Here is an 18424-nt window from a genome sequence, read left to right as displayed (position 1 = left end):
GGGTCATTTATGTCTGACAGTTCACTTGTCTCCGGCGAAGCGTTGTCGCTGGTGCGCGCTTACAAGCTTCGCAATGTGCGCAGGGCCGCGCTTATCGGAATTGCCTTCCTGCTTCTTGCCGCTCTTGTCGTGATCGACGTGACGACAGGTCCGGCGAATCTTTCGATCTGGCGCACGATCGAGGTTATTTTCGACCGGTCTCTGGCGACGCCAAAGGAAGACGTCATCATCTGGCAGCTTCGAATGCCAGTTGCCATCATGGCGATTGCGGTCGGCGCCATGCTGGGGGTTGCCGGTGCGGAAATGCAGACCATCCTCAACAATCCGCTGGCTGATCCCTTCACGTTGGGCTTGAGCTCGGCAGCCGGTTTCGGCGCAGCCCTTGCCATTGTACTTGGATGGTCCGTTATCCCCGGCGTTGGTGGTCTGTTTGTATCGGTCAACGCCTTCGTCTTTGCCATGCTGACCTCATGCGCGCTGTTCCTTTTCACAAGACTGCGCGGCGTTTCGCCGGAAGCGATGATCCTGGTCGGCATTGCCATGCTCTTCACGTTCAATGCCCTGCTGGCATTTCTTCAATACGGCGCGTCGGAAATTCAACTGGCGCAGCTGATCTTCTGGCAGCTGGGGTCCCTGGCACGGGCGACCTGGCCGAAGGTCGGCGTCTGCTTTGTCATCCTCGCACTCATTCTGCCGTGGTTCATGTATCGCTCCTGGGCCCTGACAGCTCTTCGCATGGGAGAAGACAAGGCGGCCGCCCTTGGTGTCAATGTCGGGCTCTTGAGGATCAGCGTCCTTGCCGGTGTCTCGCTGCTTTCGGCGGTCGCCGTCTCCTTTGTCGGGGCAATTGCCTTTGTCGGACTCGTCGGACCGCATATCGCGCGCATGATTGTCGGCGAGGATCAGCGCGGGTTTCTTCCGCTCTCCGCACTGTGCGGCGCTCTCATCCTTTCCGGCACATCCATCGCCTCCAAAGCCATCACACCGGGGATCGTCTACCCCATCGGCATGATCACATCACTGATCGGCATACCGTTCTTCATTTTGTTGATCCTCAGCCAGCGAAAGAGGCACTGGCAATGAGCGCTCTAACGGCAGAAAACCTCTCATTTTCCTACGGTGCCCGACGGGTATTCGACGGTGTTGGTTTCGACCCGATCAAACCCGGCCAGCTGACCGCACTCATCGGCCCGAATGCGGTAGGCAAATCGACGCTTTTCCGGTTGATTGCAGGTCTTTTGAAACCGGAAACCGGCAAGGTTCATCTCGGAGATACCGATCTCGACACGCTGTCAACGCGCCGTCGGCTGGAGCGTGTCTGCTTCATGCCTCAGTTTTTCACCGCGAATGCCGCCCTTTCCGTCTTTGACGTCGTCATGATGGCGCATAAGCAGTTGAAGGGCTGGCGTGTGAGCGAAAACGACATGATTGCCGTCGGCACGGCTTTGCAGGAAGCCGGCATCGGTCATCTCTCGGAAGCCTATGTCAGTGAACTTTCCGGCGGCCAATCGCAGATGGTCTCCGTGACACAGGCACTGATCCGAAAGTCGGATGTCTACCTTTTCGACGAACCGACTTCGGCGCTCGACCTCAGGCACCAGCTGGAGGTGCTGGGGCAGATCAAATCCGCTGTGGCGAACCGTGCCGCAATCGGCGTTGTCGCCCTGCATGATCTCAATCTCGCAGCGCGTTTTGCCGACACCCTGATCCTCATTGGCGAAGGGCGGATCCTTGCGCACGGACCGCCTGCGGAGGTGCTGCGCGCCGAAGCCATTTCAAGCACCTACGGTGTTGCCATCGAAACAACAAAAGGCCCGAGAGAGGAGCTGATCGTTCATGCTTACGCGTCGTAATTTCGTGTTCTCGGTCGCAGCGATGGCCGGTGCCGGATCAGCGCTCGCCTGCCCGGCTCCGGAGGCAACCGGGAATGCACACGGCATCCTCATGCTGAACGCAGCCTGCGGCGATCCGGATACACCCAACGTCTTCGAACCGGCGATCTTGCGCATCAACACAGGCGACAACGTCACATTCGTCCCGACCGACGCAGGGCACAATTCCGCCTCCAAGCGCGGGATGATCCCTGATGGCGCGGAACCCTGGAACGGTGCGATCGATGAGAACCTGACGGTCAACTTCACGGTTCCGGGCATCTACGGGCATATATGCGTGCCTCACTATGAGTGGGGCATGGTCGGACTGATCGTCGTTGGAAACGACTTTTCCAACTTCAAGTCGGCCAGGAAAATCAGGCACCCGGGCAGCGCGCGCAAGGTCTTTCGCGCGCTCCTGAAGGAACTGGAAGCAGAGGCATAGATCCAAAGTGAACGCGAACCTGATCGACACCTGGTCCAACATTTCCTCTGAAGAAGACACAATGACGGCGGACCACACCTGGATCTGGTGTGAGATGATCGAGGCGATGGACGAACGCAATCTTGCGAATGCGACCGTTCTTGATTTCGGCTGTAACCAGGGCGGCTTTCTAAGGCTGCTTTACGATCTGCGTCACTTCAAATCCGCCGTCGGCGTCGATATTGCCCGGCACGCCGTCGAAATTGCCGAAGCAGCAAAGGGTAACCGGCCGATTGCGTACCGGTCGACAACCGACATTTCCGAACTGGAAGAACGCTTCGACCTCGCATTCAGTCATGAGGTCATCTACCTGATCAACGACCTCAAAGAGCACGCCAAACAGATTGCGGGTGTTCTGAAACCGGGCGGGAGCTACTACGCGGTAACCTGCTGTCATCGCGACAGTCCGCTCTGGGCCATGTGGCGGCCCCAGATCCAGGAGTTTTCGAACGTTTCCGTCCCAAATCACAGCATCGCCGACATTGCGGGTGCTTTCCGGGAAACGGGGTTCACGGTGTCTGTACGCCGGTTTCTTGCCAATGCTTTCATCCCGCTCACCGACCCAAGCGACTATTTTCCAACAGATGTAGACCGGCTCGAAGTCTACACCCGATGGAAGCTGATGTTCCGCTTTGAGATGGAAGCTTAGTTGGGAGCGTCACAATGGCTTTTGAAAACCTGCAAGGCAAACACGTGTCTCGCCACACGGGCACGGTGCCGAAAGCGTCGACCGGCAATCAAGCAGCCCTATTTGACGGCACCGCTTTCAAGGGAACTGCTTTCAAGCAAAGAAACCAGGCTCGCGACGTGGCGCGCTTCCTTGGGCTTTGCGGACCAGCACGCAAAGAGTTCCAGCATCGCCGCACTGCCATCCGTTTCCAGGATCGGCAGGCACGGCCCCTGCCGCAATCTGGAAACCTTGCTGGCCGGCAGCAAGGCAGCGCCCAGTCCGAGGTCGGCCCAGTTTTCCAGCGCCGCATAGGAAATTGCACGGCCCGGATAAAGATCAAGCGACAGACCCTCAGTCTCGAACATCGCTTCTGTTGCCTGTGACAGACCGCAGTGCCCGGACGTCAGGATCAAAGGCTGGTTTTCAAGTTCCCGCAGCGATACCGCGCTGTCCGCAAACCGGTTGAGCTCGGCACCACTTGGCAGAAACACCCAGGGGTCTTTGTAAAGCCGGGATGTCTTGATCCCTTTTCGCTCGATGGCGGTTTCCGGAAGGATCGCCAAATCAAGGGTCTCTGAGTGCAGGCGGTCATGCAGGTCGTCGACGAAACACTCCTTGAAGACAAATTCCACTCCCGGATACTGCCGCTGATAGTCTGCAAACAGATCCATGATCCGCGGCACTTCCACGATGGGCGAGACGCCGATCCGTATCAGTTTGACCTCCGGCTTCAAGAGCTGCCTCACTTGAGCCAAAAGCGCTTCTTCTGACGCCACAACGTCGGAAATTGCGGTTAGAACCTGCCGGCCGAACTCGGTTATGGCGACAGACCGCGTACTGCGCTGGAAAATCTTCGCGCCGAACTGATGCTCGATCTGCTTGATCCCGGCCGAGAGCGTCGGTTGCGTCACATTGCAGGCGTCCGCTGCCGAACGGAAAGATCCTGTTTCCGCAACGCTCAAAACGAACGCCAAATGCCGTATGTTCATTGATAGAAACTCCCTATCAATTTGAAAGATTATTCAATTTCTCCAAAATTACGGCAAATGATACCCAGTGATCAACCGAAAATCACAAGAGGTTCCAAATGCAAACCACTCCTGAACTTGCCTGGTTGATCGCCATCTCCATTTTTACCGCGGCGTTGTGGATGCCCTACGTCCTTGAAAGCTTCGTGCGGCGGGGCATCTTTGCGACAATGGGGAACCCGTCGCAGGATGATCCTCCGATGCCCGCCTGGGCGGAACGGGCAAAGCGGGCTCATCTCAACGCTATCGAAAACCTGGTCGTATTTGCGGCCGTTGTCCTTGCAGCCGTGCAGATGGGCGTGACAGGCGGCAACATGCTCGTTGCGGTTCAGGTCTATGTTCTGGCGCGTCTGGCGCACTATCTCGTCTATGTCGCAGGCATTCCTGTCGCCCGCACACTGACATATCTGATCGGCTTTTTCGCAACACTCTTCATAGCCGTTGGCGCTCTCGGAGGCATTTGATGACAAACAAACTTGCAATCATCGCAGGCGCCGGAGGAGCACTTGGCCCGGCGCTCGCGCGCACTCTCGGCCAGGCCGGCTACGACACGGTCGGGGTTGCCCGCAACAATCCGGGTGGCGCCTTCAAGGACTTCGTGCAGGCCGATCTGTCTGCGCCACAAGATGTCGAGAGCGCGTTTGCTTCCATCCTCTCACGTCACGGTGCTCCGGCGGTATTGATCTACAATGCGCACAAGTTCTTGATTGAAACCTTCGAAGATACTTCGATCGAGCAATTCGAAGCCGTCTGGCGCACCGATACGCTCGGTGCGTTTGCAGCGATCAAATCCGTGCTTCCGGCGATGCTGGCAGGAGGCGGCACAATCCTCTTTTCCGGCGCGACTGCGTCGACCCGTGGCAGTGCGAAGTTTTCCGCATTCGCATCCGCTAAATTCGCGCTGCGCGGGCTCGCGCAAAGCCTTGCCAGAGAATACGGCCCAAAGGGCATTCACGTTGCCCATATCATTATCGATGGATTGATCGACGGTGGCCACGCGCAACAACTGTTCAGCGTTCCGGCAGCAGACTGCATTCCAGCGGATGCTTTGGCCAGGCAGTATCTTGACCTGATCCGGCAACCGAGCGGCGCCTGGACCCACGAAATAGACATCCGTCCTTCAGGAGGGAAATTCTAATGCAGCTTCGCGCCGATTTTGCGCGCCGGGAGGTCGTTCTTCCCGGAGACGAGGCCTGGCGCCCTTCGCCTTCCCCCGGTGTCGACAGACGCATGATGGATCGGATCGGAGATGAGGTGGCGCGCGCAACAAGCATTGTCCGCTATGCGCCGAACACCCGGTTCAGCGCACACATACATGATGGCGGCGAAGAGTTCCTCGTTTTGGAGGGTGAGTTTGCCGACGAACACGGCGCTTATCCGCAAGGTACCTATGTCCGCAATCCGATCGGAACCTCGCACAGTCCCAAGGTTGGGAGCAAAGGCTGCACGATCCTTGTAAAACTGTTTCAATTCGACCCCGAAGACCATGTGAGGATCGTGATCAACACACAATCTGCAGACTGGATCGAGGAGACTGTTCCGGGCATGAGACTGCTGCCCCTGCACAAGTTCAAATCGGAGCGGGTCGCATTGGTCCACCTGGAGCCGAACACCAGCCTGGAGCCTCGTGAACATCGCGGCGGAGAGGAAATCCTGGTGCTTGAAGGCGCGTTTCGCGATGAGTTCGGCCGCTATCCCAAGGGTACTTGGGTCCGCTCTCCACATCTTTCGAAACACGTCATGATGACGGAAACGGAAGGCGCACTGCTTTATGTGAAAACGGGGCATCTGCCGAAAAACTGAAAGGTGGTCAGTGCCAATCCTCGCCTGTGTTCACCTGACTGCCAGGCAGCTCGAACGAGGGGAGACCGTCAATTCAGCTCTTTTGTCCTGGTGCGACAGGCGACCCACTCAATGAAGTAGGCCAGCGTCGTCAATCACTTACAAATGCCTGTTCCGATTTAGATTCATCTGGAGGAGAAGGCTAATAATCGGTGCGCAAATACCTTTCGATGAATGCAATCTCACCCGCCTGCCCTTTCAATCGCCCGGCTGCCTGTTCTAAACTGTATGTTCGTTAAGAATGGCCACGGTGGCTTTGGGCAGGTGAATGCACTCAGTTGATATCGCGATGGCGCTCACGTTTGTGGTGATCGCGTCAACCGTCATCCTGTACGCTGTAGAGCGCTATCCGATCGAGGCAGTCGCTCTGGGATCCCTGACAGCTTTTGTTGTTATCTTTTCGATCATCCCCGTTGAAACCCCGGACGGCGGGACCGTCGCGACGGGCGACTTTCTCATGGGGTTCGCCAATCCAGCCCTTGTCACGGTTATCTGCCTGTTGATCATTGGCCAAGGCCTGTTCCAGACCGACGCACTGGAAGGACCGGCGAAGACCATCGTCCGTATGACACGCGGGCGCTCGGCATTCGCGACCATTCCGATTTTGTTGGTAGTGGCTGTTTTGAGCGCGTTTTTGAACAACACACCGGTTGTCGTGATGTTCCTGCCCATTCTGACAGCGGTTGCCGCAACGGTTGGCCAGTCGCCTGCGCGCGTTCTGATGCCACTGTCCTTCATCGCGATCCTGGGTGGCATGACCACCTTGATCGGGTCTTCGACCAATCTTCTGGTTGCCAACTACGCTGCCCAAACCTCCGACCTCAGGCTTACGTTCTTCAGCTTCACGCCCATTGGCCTGATCATGGCGGGCGTCGGTGCGATTTACGTGTTTTTCGTCATGCCCAAGCTCATGAAAGCTCGGAAAACCATGGCGGAAGAATTCCAGGCCACTTCGGGAAAGCAGTTCATTGCCCAGATCGAAATCACCTACGGCCATCCGCTTGTCGGGGTCGAAGCGGTTTCGGGCATGTTTCCGAAGCTGAAAGACATGACCGTCCGCCTGGTGCAGCGCGGCCAAAAACCACTTTTGCCTCCGTTTGAGAACGTAGTGCTTTCTCCCGGTGACACGGTCATCGTGGCTGCAACGCGGACCGCGCTCGCAAATGCGCTTGCGCGCCGGCAGCCACTTATGGAAACGGAGACTGATCCGACGAATTCGGGCCGGGACCAGCAGGCAGCACAGCCAGGGTCAATCAGTCTTGCCGAAGCTGTGGTTGCCCCCGCCTCCCGCCTTATGGGCAGAACGTTGCCGCAGTCGGGATTTTATACCGACACCGGCTGTCTCGTCATGGGCATCCAAAGGCGAAGCCGTATGCCCCGCATGGCGATGAATGATATTCGGCTTGAAGCCGGCGACGTGCTTCTGGTCGCAGGAGACGAAGACGACATCGCCCGCCTGCGCGGCAACCGGGATGTACTTCTCCTCGACTGGTCGACAGCAGAAGTGCCAAGACGGCGTTACGCACCTCACGCGCTCACAATTTTTGCCTGCGTTGTCTTTCTTGCAGCGACGGGGCTGGTGCCGATCGTCGCCGCTGCGATCGGCGGTACGTTTGCCATGATCGCGTCAGGTTGCCTGAATATCCGTCAGGCCATGCGGGCAATCGACAGCCGGATTTTCATGCTGGTCGGCGCGTCTCTCGCTGCTGCCGTCGCACTCGAGGCAACCGGCGGGGCGACTGCAATCGCTTCCGGGCTTGTTAGTCTGCTGCAGGGGGCGTCTGCGGCGACTATGTTGTCCGCCCTGTTCTTTCTGGTGATGGTGCTGACGAATTTCCTGTCAAACAATGCCGCGGCCGTTCTGTTCACACCGATTGCGATCAACCTCGCCAATCAGATCGGTCAGCCTCCTGAAGCCTTTGTTGTCTGTCTCATCATTGCCGCCAACACATCATTTGCCACGCCTGTCGGATACCAGACCAACCTGATCGTCATGGGGCCCGGTCACTACAGGTTTATCGACTTTATCCAGGCAGGCGCCCCACTTGCCGTTATTTTATGGTTGACCTTCTCGTTGGTCGCGCCATGGTACTATGGGATCTAGGGCAAGAATTGAGGTATTGCGGGACAACAAGGTGACACGACACCCCACAGATCATCCCCAGTTCTATCTGACGGCACCGGCGCCCTGCCCGTATCTTGAGGGCAAACAGGAGCGCAAGGTGTTCACGCATCTCGTTGGGCATGGTGCACCTGCCCTCAATGAAGTGCTGACGCAGGGCGGTTTCCGCCGCAGCCAGAACATCGCATACCGTCCGGCTTGTGAGCAGTGCCAGGCCTGTGTTTCGGTGCGTGTGCGCGTGAACGACTTCAAGTGGAGCAAGTCATTCAAACGCGTGTGGAAGTCCGCCTCTGATCTGATCGGAGCCCGGCTTCCGGCCAGCCCGTCAGCTGAGCAGTATGATTTGTTCAGGGACTATCTTCAGGAGCGTCACGAAGACGGCGGCATGACGGAGATGAGCGTCCTGGATTACGCGATGATGGTTGAAGATACCCACGTCGAAACCCTCGTGATCGAATATCGCAAGCGGGGACCGGACAGCTTCGTCACCGGAACCGGCGAAGGCCCTCTCCTGGGTGTTGCGCTGAGCGACCAGCTCTCCGACGGTCTGTCGATGGTCTACTCGTTTTACGATCCGGCTTACGCCGATACTGCCCTCGGCACCTATATGATCCTCGATCATATAGACCGCGCCCGGAAACTGAGGCTGCCTTATGTCTATCTCGGGTATTGGGTCGCGGGGTCTGCAAAGATGGCCTATAAGGCGCGATTCAAGCCGCAAGAGCACCTGGGCCCGAATGGTTGGACAACCGTGACGGCGGACGAATATCTGACCCGTGACGACTGAGGTCGTCGCTGCTTTTTCTTGTTATTGCGCTGGCAAATGCGCTCTTATCTTGTCGAAGACCGAACGGAACATGTCTTCGGTCAATCGACCCGTGTTCGTATTGTAGCGCGAGCAGTGATAGCTGTCGAAAAGCGACATTGCATACCCGGGCAACACATGTTCAGACGCGTGCGCGAACGGAAAAGCCGCGCGGCGTTGCCCAAGAGCTGTCAGAAAAGTCTCGTGCGCTATGCGCCCCAGGGCCAGCACTGCACCAATGGAGGGATTGGCGGCAAGCGTCGAAAGCAGATAGGGCCTGCAGGTCTTGATTTCCAACCCGGTCGGCTTGTTCTGCGGCGGCAAACAGCGCACGGCGTTTGTGATCATCGCATCCTTGAGGACCAGTCCGTCATCCGGGCGCGCGTCATAATTGCCCGCAGCAAAGCCATACTCCAAAAGCGTCTTGTACAACAGATCACCGGCGTAATCACCGGTGAAAGGACGCCCTGTACAATTGGCGCCCTTCATGCCCGGTGCCAATCCGATGATAAGCAACCGTGGCGCGCCGGATGAAAAGGAAGGTACCGGCGCGTTGTGCCAATCCGGGTGCGCCACTTTCAGCTCTTCACGCAATGCAACGAGCCTCGGGCAGTCCGGACAATCCAAAGGAGGATCGACGGGACCCGGATTTTCAACGGTAAGTGGCATCAAAACGCCTTAGTAGTCATCGTCCTCATCGTCATCGTCGACATGCGACGACATTTGCGGACGGACCGGCCGTTCTGACGGATCGCGGCCGATCTTGTTGGCAAGGCTTGCCAGGTCGATGAAGTGATCTGCCTGACGGCGCAGATCGTCTGCGATCATGGGTGGCTGGGTTTTCAGCGTGGAGACAACGCTCACCTTACGCCCCTTGCGCTGAAGGGCTTCGACGAGCGATCTGAAGTCGCCATCTCCGGAAAACAGAACGACATGGTCGACGGACTCCACCAGTTCCATCGCATCGACGGCAAGTTCGATGTCCATGTTTCCCTTGACTTTGCGGCGTCCGGCGCTGTCTACGAATTCCTTGACCGGCTTCGTGATCACTTTATAGCCATTGTAATCCAGCCAATCGATAAGCGGCCGGATGGACGAATATTCCTGGTCCTCGATCAACGCCGTGTAATAGTACGCGCGCAATAGATATGCCTGTCCCTGAAACTCCTTCAACAGCCTTTTGTAATCGATATCAAATCCGATCGCTTTAGCCGTCGAATACAAGTTGGCTCCGTCAATGAACAAAGCAACTTTTTCTCGAGCGTCAAACATATTATTTGAAACCTTTCCGAGTTAATGCGTCGTCAAAGGAAAGTCATTGTTGATCTGGCGTCCCGCAGCCAAATCCGAAATGTCTACCACTCGGCCAACGCATTTTCGCTGAGAATACATCTAACGCGTGTCGCCGCTTAACTCAGCTTATTGTTTTCTTTTTCCCACCGACCCTATTGATTCTTGTAGGTCCTAAATAGTGCCCTACACTATAATATTGGACAGCTGCAATGCAAAAGCGAGCGGCGCTGAAAAAAAATCGATAAAAACTCAGCCTAAAGCGGCGTGCTCCTCTCAAATCCAACAGGGGGTTGCTTTTTGGAATTCTGATCACTATACGCTCTTTTTTCAAGTTCCTTTAGCCTATGGAGACGTCGAATGGCGCGCGTGACCGTCGAGGACTGCATCGACAAGGTCGAAAACCGGTTTGAGCTGGTGCTGCTTGCTGCGCATCGCGCTCGCATGATCTCGAGCGGTTCGCCGCTGACAATCGAACGCGACAACGACAAAAATCCGGTCGTTGCCCTGCGCGAGATCGCCGAGCAGACCGTCAGCCCGGAAGACATGAAAGAAGACCTTATTCACTCGCTGCAGAAGTTTGTCGAAGTGGATGAGCCGGAAACCGAAGCGGTACCGGTTGTGCCTTCTGCAAACCAGCATCAGGTGACACAGGTCAACAATGTAGACGACAGCGCGGTCGAATTCGATCGCATGTCTGAAGAAGACCTGCTGCGCGGTCTTGAAGGCCTTGTTCCGCCGGAACGGACCGACGACGTCTGAAAATTCACCAGGTTCCCGCCTGATACGCGGCTTTCCCGCACCGGCGTTTCAGGCGGATTTTCTTTTTCGCGCTGATGTCTCAGCCGGTTGCGTGGGTCGGTTGCGACCATGATGCGTCAATACGAACTCGTTGAACGGGTTACGCGTTACAATCCGGAAGCCGATGAAGCCTTGCTTAACAAGGCTTACGTTTATGCCATGCAAAAGCATGGCTCGCAGATGCGCGCTTCCGGCGACCCCTACTTTTCACATCCCCTTGAAGTTGCCGCGATCCTGACCGATCTGCGGCTGGATGATGCGACGATTGCCGTCGCCCTCCTGCATGACACGATTGAAGACACCGACGCAACGCGTTCGGAAATAGATTCGCTGTTCGGAGAAGAGATCGGGAAGCTTGTCGAGGGGCTGACCAAAATCAAGCGGCTCGACCTCGTTTCGCAAAAGGCGAAGCAGGCTGAAAACTTCCGCAAACTGCTGCTTGCAATTGCCGACGATGTGCGTGTGCTCCTGGTCAAGCTGGCCGACCGGTTGCACAACATGCGCACCCTGCAGCACATGCCGCAGCACAAGCGCGGGCGCATCGCCGAAGAGACGATGGAAATCTACGCGCCGCTGGCCGGACGCATGGGCATGCACGACATGCGTGAAGAACTTGAGGACATCTCGTTCCACACGCTCAATCCGGAAGCCTACGAAACGATTACCGACCGTCTTGCGGATCTTCGGGAAAAGAACCGCGACCTGATTGCCGACATCGAAACCACACTTACAGAGCGCCTCAGCGAAAGAGGCATGGCAGCGGAGGTCAGGGGCCGCGAGAAACGGCCCTATTCGATCTTTCGCAAGATGCAGCGCAAGGCGATCGGCTTTGAACAACTCTCGGACATCTACGGCTTTCGGGTGACGGTCGGCACCATGGAGGCCTGTTACAGGGTTCTCGGCGTGATCCACACGACATGGCCGACAGTTCCTGGACGGTTCAAGGACTACATCTCGACGCCCAAGCAGAACGATTACAAGTCGATCCACACCACAATCGTCGGCCCGTCCCGCCAACGGGTGGAGCTTCAGATCCGGACGATATCCATGGACCGGGTCGCCGAATACGGGATTGCCGCGCACGCCCTATATAAAGATGGCGAACTGGGCGGACGAAATATTGCCCGCCACACTGACGATTGCCGGGCCTTTGAATGGCTCAGGCGCACCACGGAGTTGCTGGCGCAAGGCGACACGCCCGAGGAATTTCTGGAGAACACCAAGCTCGAGCTGTTCCACGACCAGGTTTTCTGTTTCACACCGAAGGGGCGCCTTATTGCGCTCCCGCGCGGTGCGACGCCGATCGATTTCGCGTATGCCGTCCATACCGGGATCGGCAACACCTGCGTCGGCTGCAAGATCAACGGCAAGATCATGCCGCTTGTGACCGAGCTCCATAACGGCGACGAAGTCGAAATCATACGCTCGCCGGCTCAGACCCCTCCCCCTGCCTGGGAAGCCATCGCGGTCACCGGCAAGGCGCGCGCTGCAATCCGCCGGGCGACACGTGAATCCGTGCGCAAACAGTATGGTGCGCTTGGGGAACACATTCTCAAACGGGCCTTCGCACGCGCCGACAAGGCGTTTTCAGAGGACCTTCTGGACGCTGTGCTGAGCGAACACCACCAGTCAAGCGTTGCCGATCTTCTGGCCGCTGTCGGGCGGGGTGATCTCAGCGCGCAGTTGGTATTGAAGTCTGCGCATCCGGATTATCAGGACGAGCGCGTGGCGGTCACGGGCCCGCCCATGGAGGAAGGCTGGTTCGGTCTGAAACAGGGCCACGGCCTCAAGTTCCGCATCCCCCCTGCCGATCTGCAAGGCGAACGGAAACCGGACGAGGCCAAAACAGATTTTGGGGAAGGTCCCGCGCTTCCGATCACGGGTTTGTCCGGTGACATTCCGGTGAGTTTCGCGCCGGATGGAGGCGCTGTCCCCGGTGACAGGATCGTTGGTATCTTGACCCCTTCGGAAGGACTGACCATCTATCCCATACAATCGCCGTCACTCAAGGAATTCGATGACCAGACGGAACGCTGGGTCGACGTGCGTTGGGATATCGATGTCAACAATCCGGAACGTTTCCCGGCAAGACTTGATATCTCGGCCGCGAACGAGCCAGGGTCTTTGGCTGCGATTGCTCAGGTCATCGGTGAGAACAGCGGGAATATCGACAATGTGAAGATGCTCCAGAGAGCACCGGACTTCCACCAAATGATGATTGACCTGGAAGTGTGGGACCTGAAGCATCTGAACCGGATCATCAACCAGTTACGTTCCAAGCCGAACGTATCAAGCGTCAGCCGGGTGAATGGCTGAGCGCATCCCGAGCCAAGAGGATCTCGATTTATGACCCGCGATGAAGTTCTGGCGCATTTTCGCGAAGCCGGTGCCATCCTGGAAGGACATTTTATCCTGACTTCGGGACTGCGCAGCCCCATTTTCCTGCAAAAAGCCCGTGTCTTCATGTATCCGGACAAGACGGAAGCCCTTTGCAAAGCGCTTTCCGACAAGATCAAAAACACCGGTCTCGGACAGATCGACTACATCGTGTCGCCCGCACTTGGTGGCCTTATTCCAGGATATGAGACCGCGCGGCACTTGGGCGTTCCGGCGATGTGGGTCGAGCGTGAAGACGGTGAATTCCGCTTGCGCCGCTTCGACCTTCCAAAGGGCGCCCGGGTCATCGTTGTTGAGGATATAGTTACCACAGGTCTATCAAGCCGAGAGACGGTAACTTCGTTGAAAGCTCTTGGTGCTGAAGTTCTCGGTGTGGCCTGCCTGATCGACAGATCAGGTGGCGAGGCGGATGCATCGGTTCCCATCATTGCGTTGGCAGACTACAAGGTTCCGGCGTATGAACCCGACAATCTGCCACCGGAATTGGCGGCCCTTCCGGCGGTTAAGCCGGGCAGCCGCGGACTGAGCTGAAAACGAACGAGCTGATAGGACTAGAAAAAACTTTATGCTGTTCCAACGCAGAAATAGACCTTCGCGCATCGAGCGCTTGCGCGTTGCAGTCTGGCCGCGGAACAGCTGGTCCAGGTCGACCAAGTATTTCGGCAAACGGGTTCTGAGGCTCACAGCGACACCCCATGCGATCGCCGTCGGGTTCGCAGCCGGCGCATTCGCATCCTGCACGCCTTTGGTCGGATTTCATTTTCTGACCGCTTTTGCAGCTGCCTACCTGGTACGCGGCAACATGATCGCAGCCGCACTTGGAACTTCGATCGGTAACCCGCTCACATTCCCATTCATTTGGGCGTTTACTTTCAAGATCGGTCAATGGATCCTGCATGGCCGGGCGCCAAAAGCCGATCCACAACAGGTACAACAGCGTTTTCAGGAAGGCCTTTTTGAAAAATCGCTGGATTCGCTCTGGCCGATGCTCAAGCCCATGTTCATCGGTGCAGTGCCCCTTGGTCTCGTGGTCGGGACCGTCTCCTACGTGATTGTGTATAAAAGCGTTGAAGTCTATCAACGGCGCAGGCGCGTCACGCTTGAAAACAGGAACAAGCGCGACTTTACGGCACCGTCCGGCACCATGGAAGAAGACGGCAGCGCTTGAGATCCGGTGGCCCAGTCCCCAATTAAGCGTGATTGCACCTGAAATACGGATCAACAAACACATGATCTTGGGAATTGGCAGTGACCTGATCGATATTCGGCGGATCGAGAAGACACTTGATCGTTTCGGCGAGCGGTTCACAAACCGGGTTTTTACCGAAATAGAACGGACCAAATCCGACAAGCGTGCGCAACGCGCTGCGTCTTACGCTAAGCGTTTCGCGGCCAAAGAAGCCTGTTCGAAAGCGCTCGGAAGCGGGATTCGCATGGGCGTTGCCTGGCGAGAGATGGGGGTCGTCAATCTTCCGTCCGGAAAACCGACAATTGCGTTGATAGGCGGTGCGGCCGAACGTCTTGCTGCCATGACACCGGACGGTTTCCGGACAACCATTGATCTGACGATTACCGACGATTTTCCGCTCGCACAGGCATTTGTCGTGATTTCAGCCTGGCCGTTGGACTGGCCTCACCCGCCATCAACAGGTTCTTCATGAAGCGGTCCCTGCTGACCAGCGCCACTGCATTGCTTCCGTCGGCATGAACCGTTAAGAGTTCCGCTCAGCAGCTGGCGGGCGAACCGGAACCACCGAGAAGATTTTTAAGGGATATTATGAGCGTGTCGGAGAACAAGAAAGAAAAGGACGGTGGTCTTTATGAGACCGTGAAGGTCGTCGTCCAGGCGCTGCTGCTTGCTCTGATCGTTCGAACGTTCCTGTTCCAGCCGTTCAATATTCCCTCCGGTTCGATGAAAGACACTCTGCTGATTGGCGACTATCTCTTCGTTTCCAAATACAGCTATGGATACTCGCGCTATTCGTTCCCGTTCGGACTTGTTCCCTTTTCCGGCCGTGTCTGGTCGGCGGACCCAGAGCGCGGTGACGTTGCGGTCTTCAAGCTGCCGACGGACACCTCCATCGATTACATCAAACGCGTCATCGGGCTTCCGGGCGACACCATTCAGGTCCGCGAAGGCGTGGTCTACATCAATGGTGAGGCTGTCAAACGCGAACGCATTGACGACTATATCGAAACGTCCGCGTCCGGCGCCGTCCGCCGCGTGCCCCGTTTCCGGGAAACCCTTCCGAATGGCGTCACTTACGACACGCTCGACTTGACGACCCGGGGCCAATTGGACAACACGCGCGAGTATGAGGTGCCGGAAGGTCATTACTTCATGATGGGCGACAACCGTGACAACTCGGTCGACAGCCGCGTCCTTTCCAAGGTCGGATACGTACCACTCGAAAACTTCATGGGGCGCGCCGAGATCCTGTTTTTCTCAATTGGTGACGGAACACCGGCCTGGCAGATATGGACCTGGCCTTGGACTGTCCGCTGGGACCGTATCGGCAAGACCCTTTGACGAGGGGCATGAGAGCCCTTTTGCGCTTGGTGCCAAAGCAGGCTGAATGACACAAAAACAAAAACCAAACGCGTTTTCGACGCTCAAGGCAGCGCTCGACTATGAGTTCAAAGATCTTGACCTTCTGCGAACAGCGCTGACCCACGCGAGCGCCCTTGCCCCCTCCGAGACCGTTTCCGGCAGCTACCAACGCCTCGAATTCCTCGGGGACCGGGTTCTTGGTCTCGTCATCGCGTCCATGCTTCACGAGCACTACCCCAAAGCCGATGAAGGAGAACTCGCGCGCCGGTTCAATCACATGGTGAAACGTGAAACCTGTGCTGAAATCGCGCAGGAACTCGGTGTCGGCGATGCCATGCGGATCGGACTTGCAGAAGCCCAGACCGGCGGCCGCAAGAAAACGGCTCTTCTTGCAGATATCTGTGAGGCCGTGATCGCCGCGATCTACCTCGATGGTGGCTTTTCAGCCTCCGAGCGGTTTGTAAGGCGCTTGTGGGAACCCCGCATGCTATCATGGACGGGACCGCTGCGGGATGCGAAGACGACGCTTCAGGAGTGGGCGCAATCCAAGAGCCTGCCGACGCCGCACTATGAAGTAACCGGTCGTGAAGGTCCCGACCACGCCCCAAGTTTTACCGTGTCGGTAATCGTACGGGGCCTGCCTGCGGGCGAAGGTCAGGGCGGGTCGAAACGCATTGCGGAACAGAATGCGGCCGAGGCCGTCTTGCGCCGGGAAGGCGTTTGGAAGGATTGAGAGTACCGTGAACGACGAAAACAACCGCGATGAACCTGCAGATGAGGAAGACGGTTTCGTCCCGGCAAAGGGCCGATTCGATATGCCACTTCCCGAGCCGCTGGCAGACATGCCAAGCGATACCAAAGCCGGGTTCATTGCGCTGATCGGGGCCCCCAACGCGGGAAAATCCACGCTGATCAATCAACTGGTGGGCACCAAGGTTTCCATCGTCACGCACAAGGTTCAAACGACGAGATCGATCGTGCGCGGCGTCGCCATGCACGGCAAGGCGCAGCTCGTCTTCATCGATACGCCGGGGATTTTCAAACCCAAGCGGCGGCTCGACCGGGCAATGGTCGATACGGCCTGGGGGGGTGCGCGCGATGCGGATCTGATCGCGCTGCTCATTGATGCCCGCAAAGGCATCGACGAGGAAGTGGAGAACATCTTCAAGCGTCTCAAGAGCCAGCCTGCGCCGAAGGTCCTGATCCTTAACAAGACTGACGTCGCCAAGCGAGAAAAACTGCTCCAGATCGCTCAAAAGGCAAACGAATATCTTGAGTTCGAAGAAACCTTCATGATTTCCGCGCTTACCGGAGACGGCACCGAGGCGATCCTGGACCATTTCTCCTCGAAAGTCCCAAGTGGCCCGTGGCTTTATCCGGACGACCAGCCCTCCGATCTACCGCTGCGCATACTGGCTGCGGAAATAACCCGCGAAAAACTGTTCGAACGCCTGCATCAGGAGCTGCCCTATATCTCGACCGTTGAGACCGAACAATGGCAAAGCCGCAAGGATGGTTCTGCGCGCATAGAGCAGACGATCTATGTTGAAAGAGACAGCCAGAAAAGCATTGTGCTCGGCAAACGCGGCCAGACGATCAAGGCTATTTCCAAGGCCGCACGCGAAGAGATCTCGGAGATAATCGAAGCGCCTGTGCACCTGTTTCTGTTCGTGAAGGTTCGTGAAAACTGGGCAGACGATCCTGAACGGTATCGCGAAATGGGACTTGAGTTTCCGAAGTAAAAGGATGCACGCTCGCCCTCCAATTATAGGCGAATTGTCCTAACCCAGGGTATTGCACGTGGAATGGAGCGACCGCGGCGTGGTGCTCACCACCCGCAAACACGGCGAAAACGACATTATTCTGGAAGCCTTGACCACTGAACACGGTCGGCATCTGGGTCTCGTGCGCGGCGGCCGGTCTCAGCGGCATCGACCCGTGTTACAGCCCGGCAATGAGTTGAACCTGACCTGGAAAGCCCGCCTGACAGACCACCTCGGCAGCTTTCAGGTTGAAGGCAATACGCTGCGTGCCGCCAACCTCATGACAACCGGGGTCGGACTTGCGGGACTTCAACATCTGGCCTTCCTTCTGAAGCTCCTGCCGGAACGGCATCCCTATCCCCGCCTCTACGATGCCTTGAACGTGGTTCTTGACCATCTGGATGCACCGGATGCAGCCGCCGCCCTTTTGATTCGTTTCGAGCTGGAGCTTCTCCGCGATCTCGGCACAGGCCTCGACCTCAGCACCTGCGCGGCAACGGGACAAAGCGACGATCTGGTCTATGTGTCTCCAAAGTCGGCGCGCGCGGTCAGCCAGGATGCCGGCAGGCCCTATCACGACCGACTGCTTTCCCTGCCCTCGTTTCTGGTGGAAGGCCAGCGTCAGGCCGGAAGTGAGCTCACCTGGCTAGACGTCACACAAGGGTTCGCCCTCACCGGCTTTTTCGTGACCCGCCACGTGCAGGAAAACAACCGAACCACCGCCGGCACGCGTGAACAGCTCTTGAGCGCACTGGAGCGGCGCTACCGTGAGGACTTTCCCTGGAATTTTCAGCCATGAC

21 protein-coding genes are annotated in these 18424 nt (G+C 57.2%); 18 read left to right on the top strand and 3 right to left on the bottom strand.

The genetic code is table 11. The features are described 5' to 3' along the window. Window positions 1–9 precede the first annotated feature (9 nt). The 4 genes from ABVF61_RS21960 to ABVF61_RS21945 are packed head-to-tail and all read left to right on the top strand — an operon-like array spanning window position 10 to window position 3004. Window positions 10–1083: a FecCD family ABC transporter permease gene (locus ABVF61_RS21960; protein ID WP_353995668.1), complete on the top strand. Its 1074-nt coding sequence runs from the start codon at window positions 10–12 to the stop codon at window positions 1081–1083. Continuing rightward, window positions 1080–1853, top strand: coding sequence for an ABC transporter ATP-binding protein (locus ABVF61_RS21955; protein WP_353995667.1), 774 nt, complete (start codon window positions 1080–1082; stop codon window positions 1851–1853). The genes ABVF61_RS21960 and ABVF61_RS21955 overlap by 4 nt, the downstream gene beginning before the upstream one ends. Beyond that, window positions 1837–2316, top strand: coding sequence for a pseudoazurin (locus tag ABVF61_RS21950; RefSeq protein WP_353995666.1), 480 nt, complete (start codon window positions 1837–1839; stop codon window positions 2314–2316). Before ABVF61_RS21955 ends, ABVF61_RS21950 begins: the two co-directional genes overlap by 17 nt. Before the next feature lie 7 nt (window positions 2317–2323). Then, complete coding sequence (locus ABVF61_RS21945) at window positions 2324–3004, top strand: class I SAM-dependent methyltransferase (RefSeq protein ID WP_353995665.1); 681 nt, start codon at window positions 2324–2326, stop codon at window positions 3002–3004. Window positions 3005–3102: 98 nt separating this feature from the next. On the opposite strand, the gene ABVF61_RS21940 is transcribed toward ABVF61_RS21945, so the two are convergent. Then, window positions 3103–4014 carry a LysR family transcriptional regulator gene (locus ABVF61_RS21940; RefSeq protein WP_353995664.1) on the bottom strand — a complete coding sequence of 304 codons (912 nt, stop codon included), beginning with the start codon at window positions 4012–4014 and terminating at the stop codon, window positions 3103–3105. 98 nt (window positions 4015–4112) lie between these two features. On the opposite strand from ABVF61_RS21940, the gene ABVF61_RS21935 reads away from it, so the two are divergent. From ABVF61_RS21935 to ABVF61_RS21915, 5 genes are all read left to right on the top strand, one after another. Continuing rightward, the gene (locus tag ABVF61_RS21935; RefSeq protein WP_353995663.1) at window positions 4113–4517 is read left to right on the top strand and encodes an MAPEG family protein; all 405 of its coding nucleotides are present in this window, start codon (window positions 4113–4115) and stop codon (window positions 4515–4517) included. Further along, complete coding sequence (locus tag ABVF61_RS21930; RefSeq protein WP_353995662.1) at window positions 4517–5191, top strand: SDR family NAD(P)-dependent oxidoreductase; 675 nt, start codon at window positions 4517–4519, stop codon at window positions 5189–5191. The genes ABVF61_RS21935 and ABVF61_RS21930 overlap by 1 nt, the downstream gene beginning before the upstream one ends. Next, on the top strand, window positions 5191–5856 hold the full coding sequence (locus ABVF61_RS21925) for a cupin domain-containing protein (protein ID WP_353995661.1): 666 nt from the start codon (window positions 5191–5193) through the stop codon (window positions 5854–5856). The genes ABVF61_RS21930 and ABVF61_RS21925 overlap by 1 nt, the downstream gene beginning before the upstream one ends. Before the next feature lie 307 nt (window positions 5857–6163). Further along, window positions 6164–7999 carry an SLC13 family permease gene (locus tag ABVF61_RS21920; protein ID WP_353995660.1) on the top strand — a complete coding sequence of 612 codons (1836 nt, stop codon included), beginning with the start codon at window positions 6164–6166 and terminating at the stop codon, window positions 7997–7999. 31 nt (window positions 8000–8030) lie between these two features. Further along, complete coding sequence (locus tag ABVF61_RS21915) at window positions 8031–8804, top strand: arginyltransferase (protein WP_353995659.1); 774 nt, start codon at window positions 8031–8033, stop codon at window positions 8802–8804. Between the two features lie 21 nt (window positions 8805–8825). On the opposite strand, the gene ABVF61_RS21910 is transcribed toward ABVF61_RS21915, so the two are convergent. Next, window positions 8826–9491, bottom strand: coding sequence for a uracil-DNA glycosylase (locus ABVF61_RS21910; RefSeq protein WP_353995658.1), 666 nt, complete (start codon window positions 9489–9491; stop codon window positions 8826–8828). A 9-nt stretch (window positions 9492–9500) separates the two neighbouring features. Further along, window positions 9501–10094 (bottom strand): LabA-like NYN domain-containing protein, encoded by a 594-nt coding sequence (locus ABVF61_RS21905; RefSeq protein ID WP_353995657.1) that lies wholly within the window; start codon window positions 10092–10094, stop codon window positions 9501–9503. A gap of 378 nt (window positions 10095–10472) precedes the next feature. Here ABVF61_RS21905 and rpoZ point away from each other — a divergent pair, with 378 nt between their 5' ends. From rpoZ to recO, 9 genes are all read left to right on the top strand, one after another. After that, on the top strand, window positions 10473–10874 hold the full coding sequence (gene rpoZ, locus ABVF61_RS21900) for a DNA-directed RNA polymerase subunit omega (protein ID WP_353995656.1): 402 nt from the start codon (window positions 10473–10475) through the stop codon (window positions 10872–10874). 108 nt (window positions 10875–10982) lie between these two features. After that, window positions 10983–13229: a RelA/SpoT family protein gene (locus tag ABVF61_RS21895; protein ID WP_353995655.1), complete on the top strand. Its 2247-nt coding sequence runs from the start codon at window positions 10983–10985 to the stop codon at window positions 13227–13229. A gap of 30 nt (window positions 13230–13259) precedes the next feature. Continuing rightward, complete coding sequence (pyrE, locus tag ABVF61_RS21890) at window positions 13260–13841, top strand: orotate phosphoribosyltransferase (protein ID WP_353995654.1); 582 nt, start codon at window positions 13260–13262, stop codon at window positions 13839–13841. Between the two features lie 34 nt (window positions 13842–13875). After that, window positions 13876–14478 carry a DUF2062 domain-containing protein gene (locus tag ABVF61_RS21885; RefSeq protein ID WP_353995653.1) on the top strand — a complete coding sequence of 201 codons (603 nt, stop codon included), beginning with the start codon at window positions 13876–13878 and terminating at the stop codon, window positions 14476–14478. Window positions 14479–14539: 61 nt separating this feature from the next. Then, the gene (gene acpS / locus ABVF61_RS21880) at window positions 14540–14971 is read left to right on the top strand and encodes a holo-ACP synthase (RefSeq protein WP_353995652.1); all 432 of its coding nucleotides are present in this window, start codon (window positions 14540–14542) and stop codon (window positions 14969–14971) included. A gap of 116 nt (window positions 14972–15087) precedes the next feature. Beyond that, entirely contained in the window at window positions 15088–15840 is a 753-nt protein-coding gene (gene lepB, locus ABVF61_RS21875) for a signal peptidase I (protein ID WP_353995651.1), read from the top strand. Between the two features lie 46 nt (window positions 15841–15886). Continuing rightward, window positions 15887–16594 (top strand): ribonuclease III, encoded by a 708-nt coding sequence (gene rnc, locus ABVF61_RS21870; RefSeq protein WP_353995650.1) that lies wholly within the window; start codon window positions 15887–15889, stop codon window positions 16592–16594. 82 nt (window positions 16595–16676) lie between these two features. Beyond that, window positions 16677–17603: a GTPase Era gene (gene era, locus ABVF61_RS21865; RefSeq protein ID WP_353996473.1), complete on the top strand. Its 927-nt coding sequence runs from the start codon at window positions 16677–16679 to the stop codon at window positions 17601–17603. Window positions 17604–17661: 58 nt separating this feature from the next. Beyond that, window positions 17662–18423 carry a DNA repair protein RecO gene (gene recO / locus ABVF61_RS21860; protein ID WP_353995649.1) on the top strand — a complete coding sequence of 254 codons (762 nt, stop codon included), beginning with the start codon at window positions 17662–17664 and terminating at the stop codon, window positions 18421–18423. Window position 18424: the final 1 nt, after the last annotated feature.

It is taken from the genome of Roseibium sp. HPY-6 (genome assembly GCF_040530035.1).
GTDB lineage: Bacteria > Pseudomonadota > Alphaproteobacteria > Rhizobiales > Stappiaceae > Roseibium.
The sequence above is the reverse complement of the archived record's forward strand: the minus strand, read 5'-3'. Positions and strand labels throughout refer to the sequence as shown.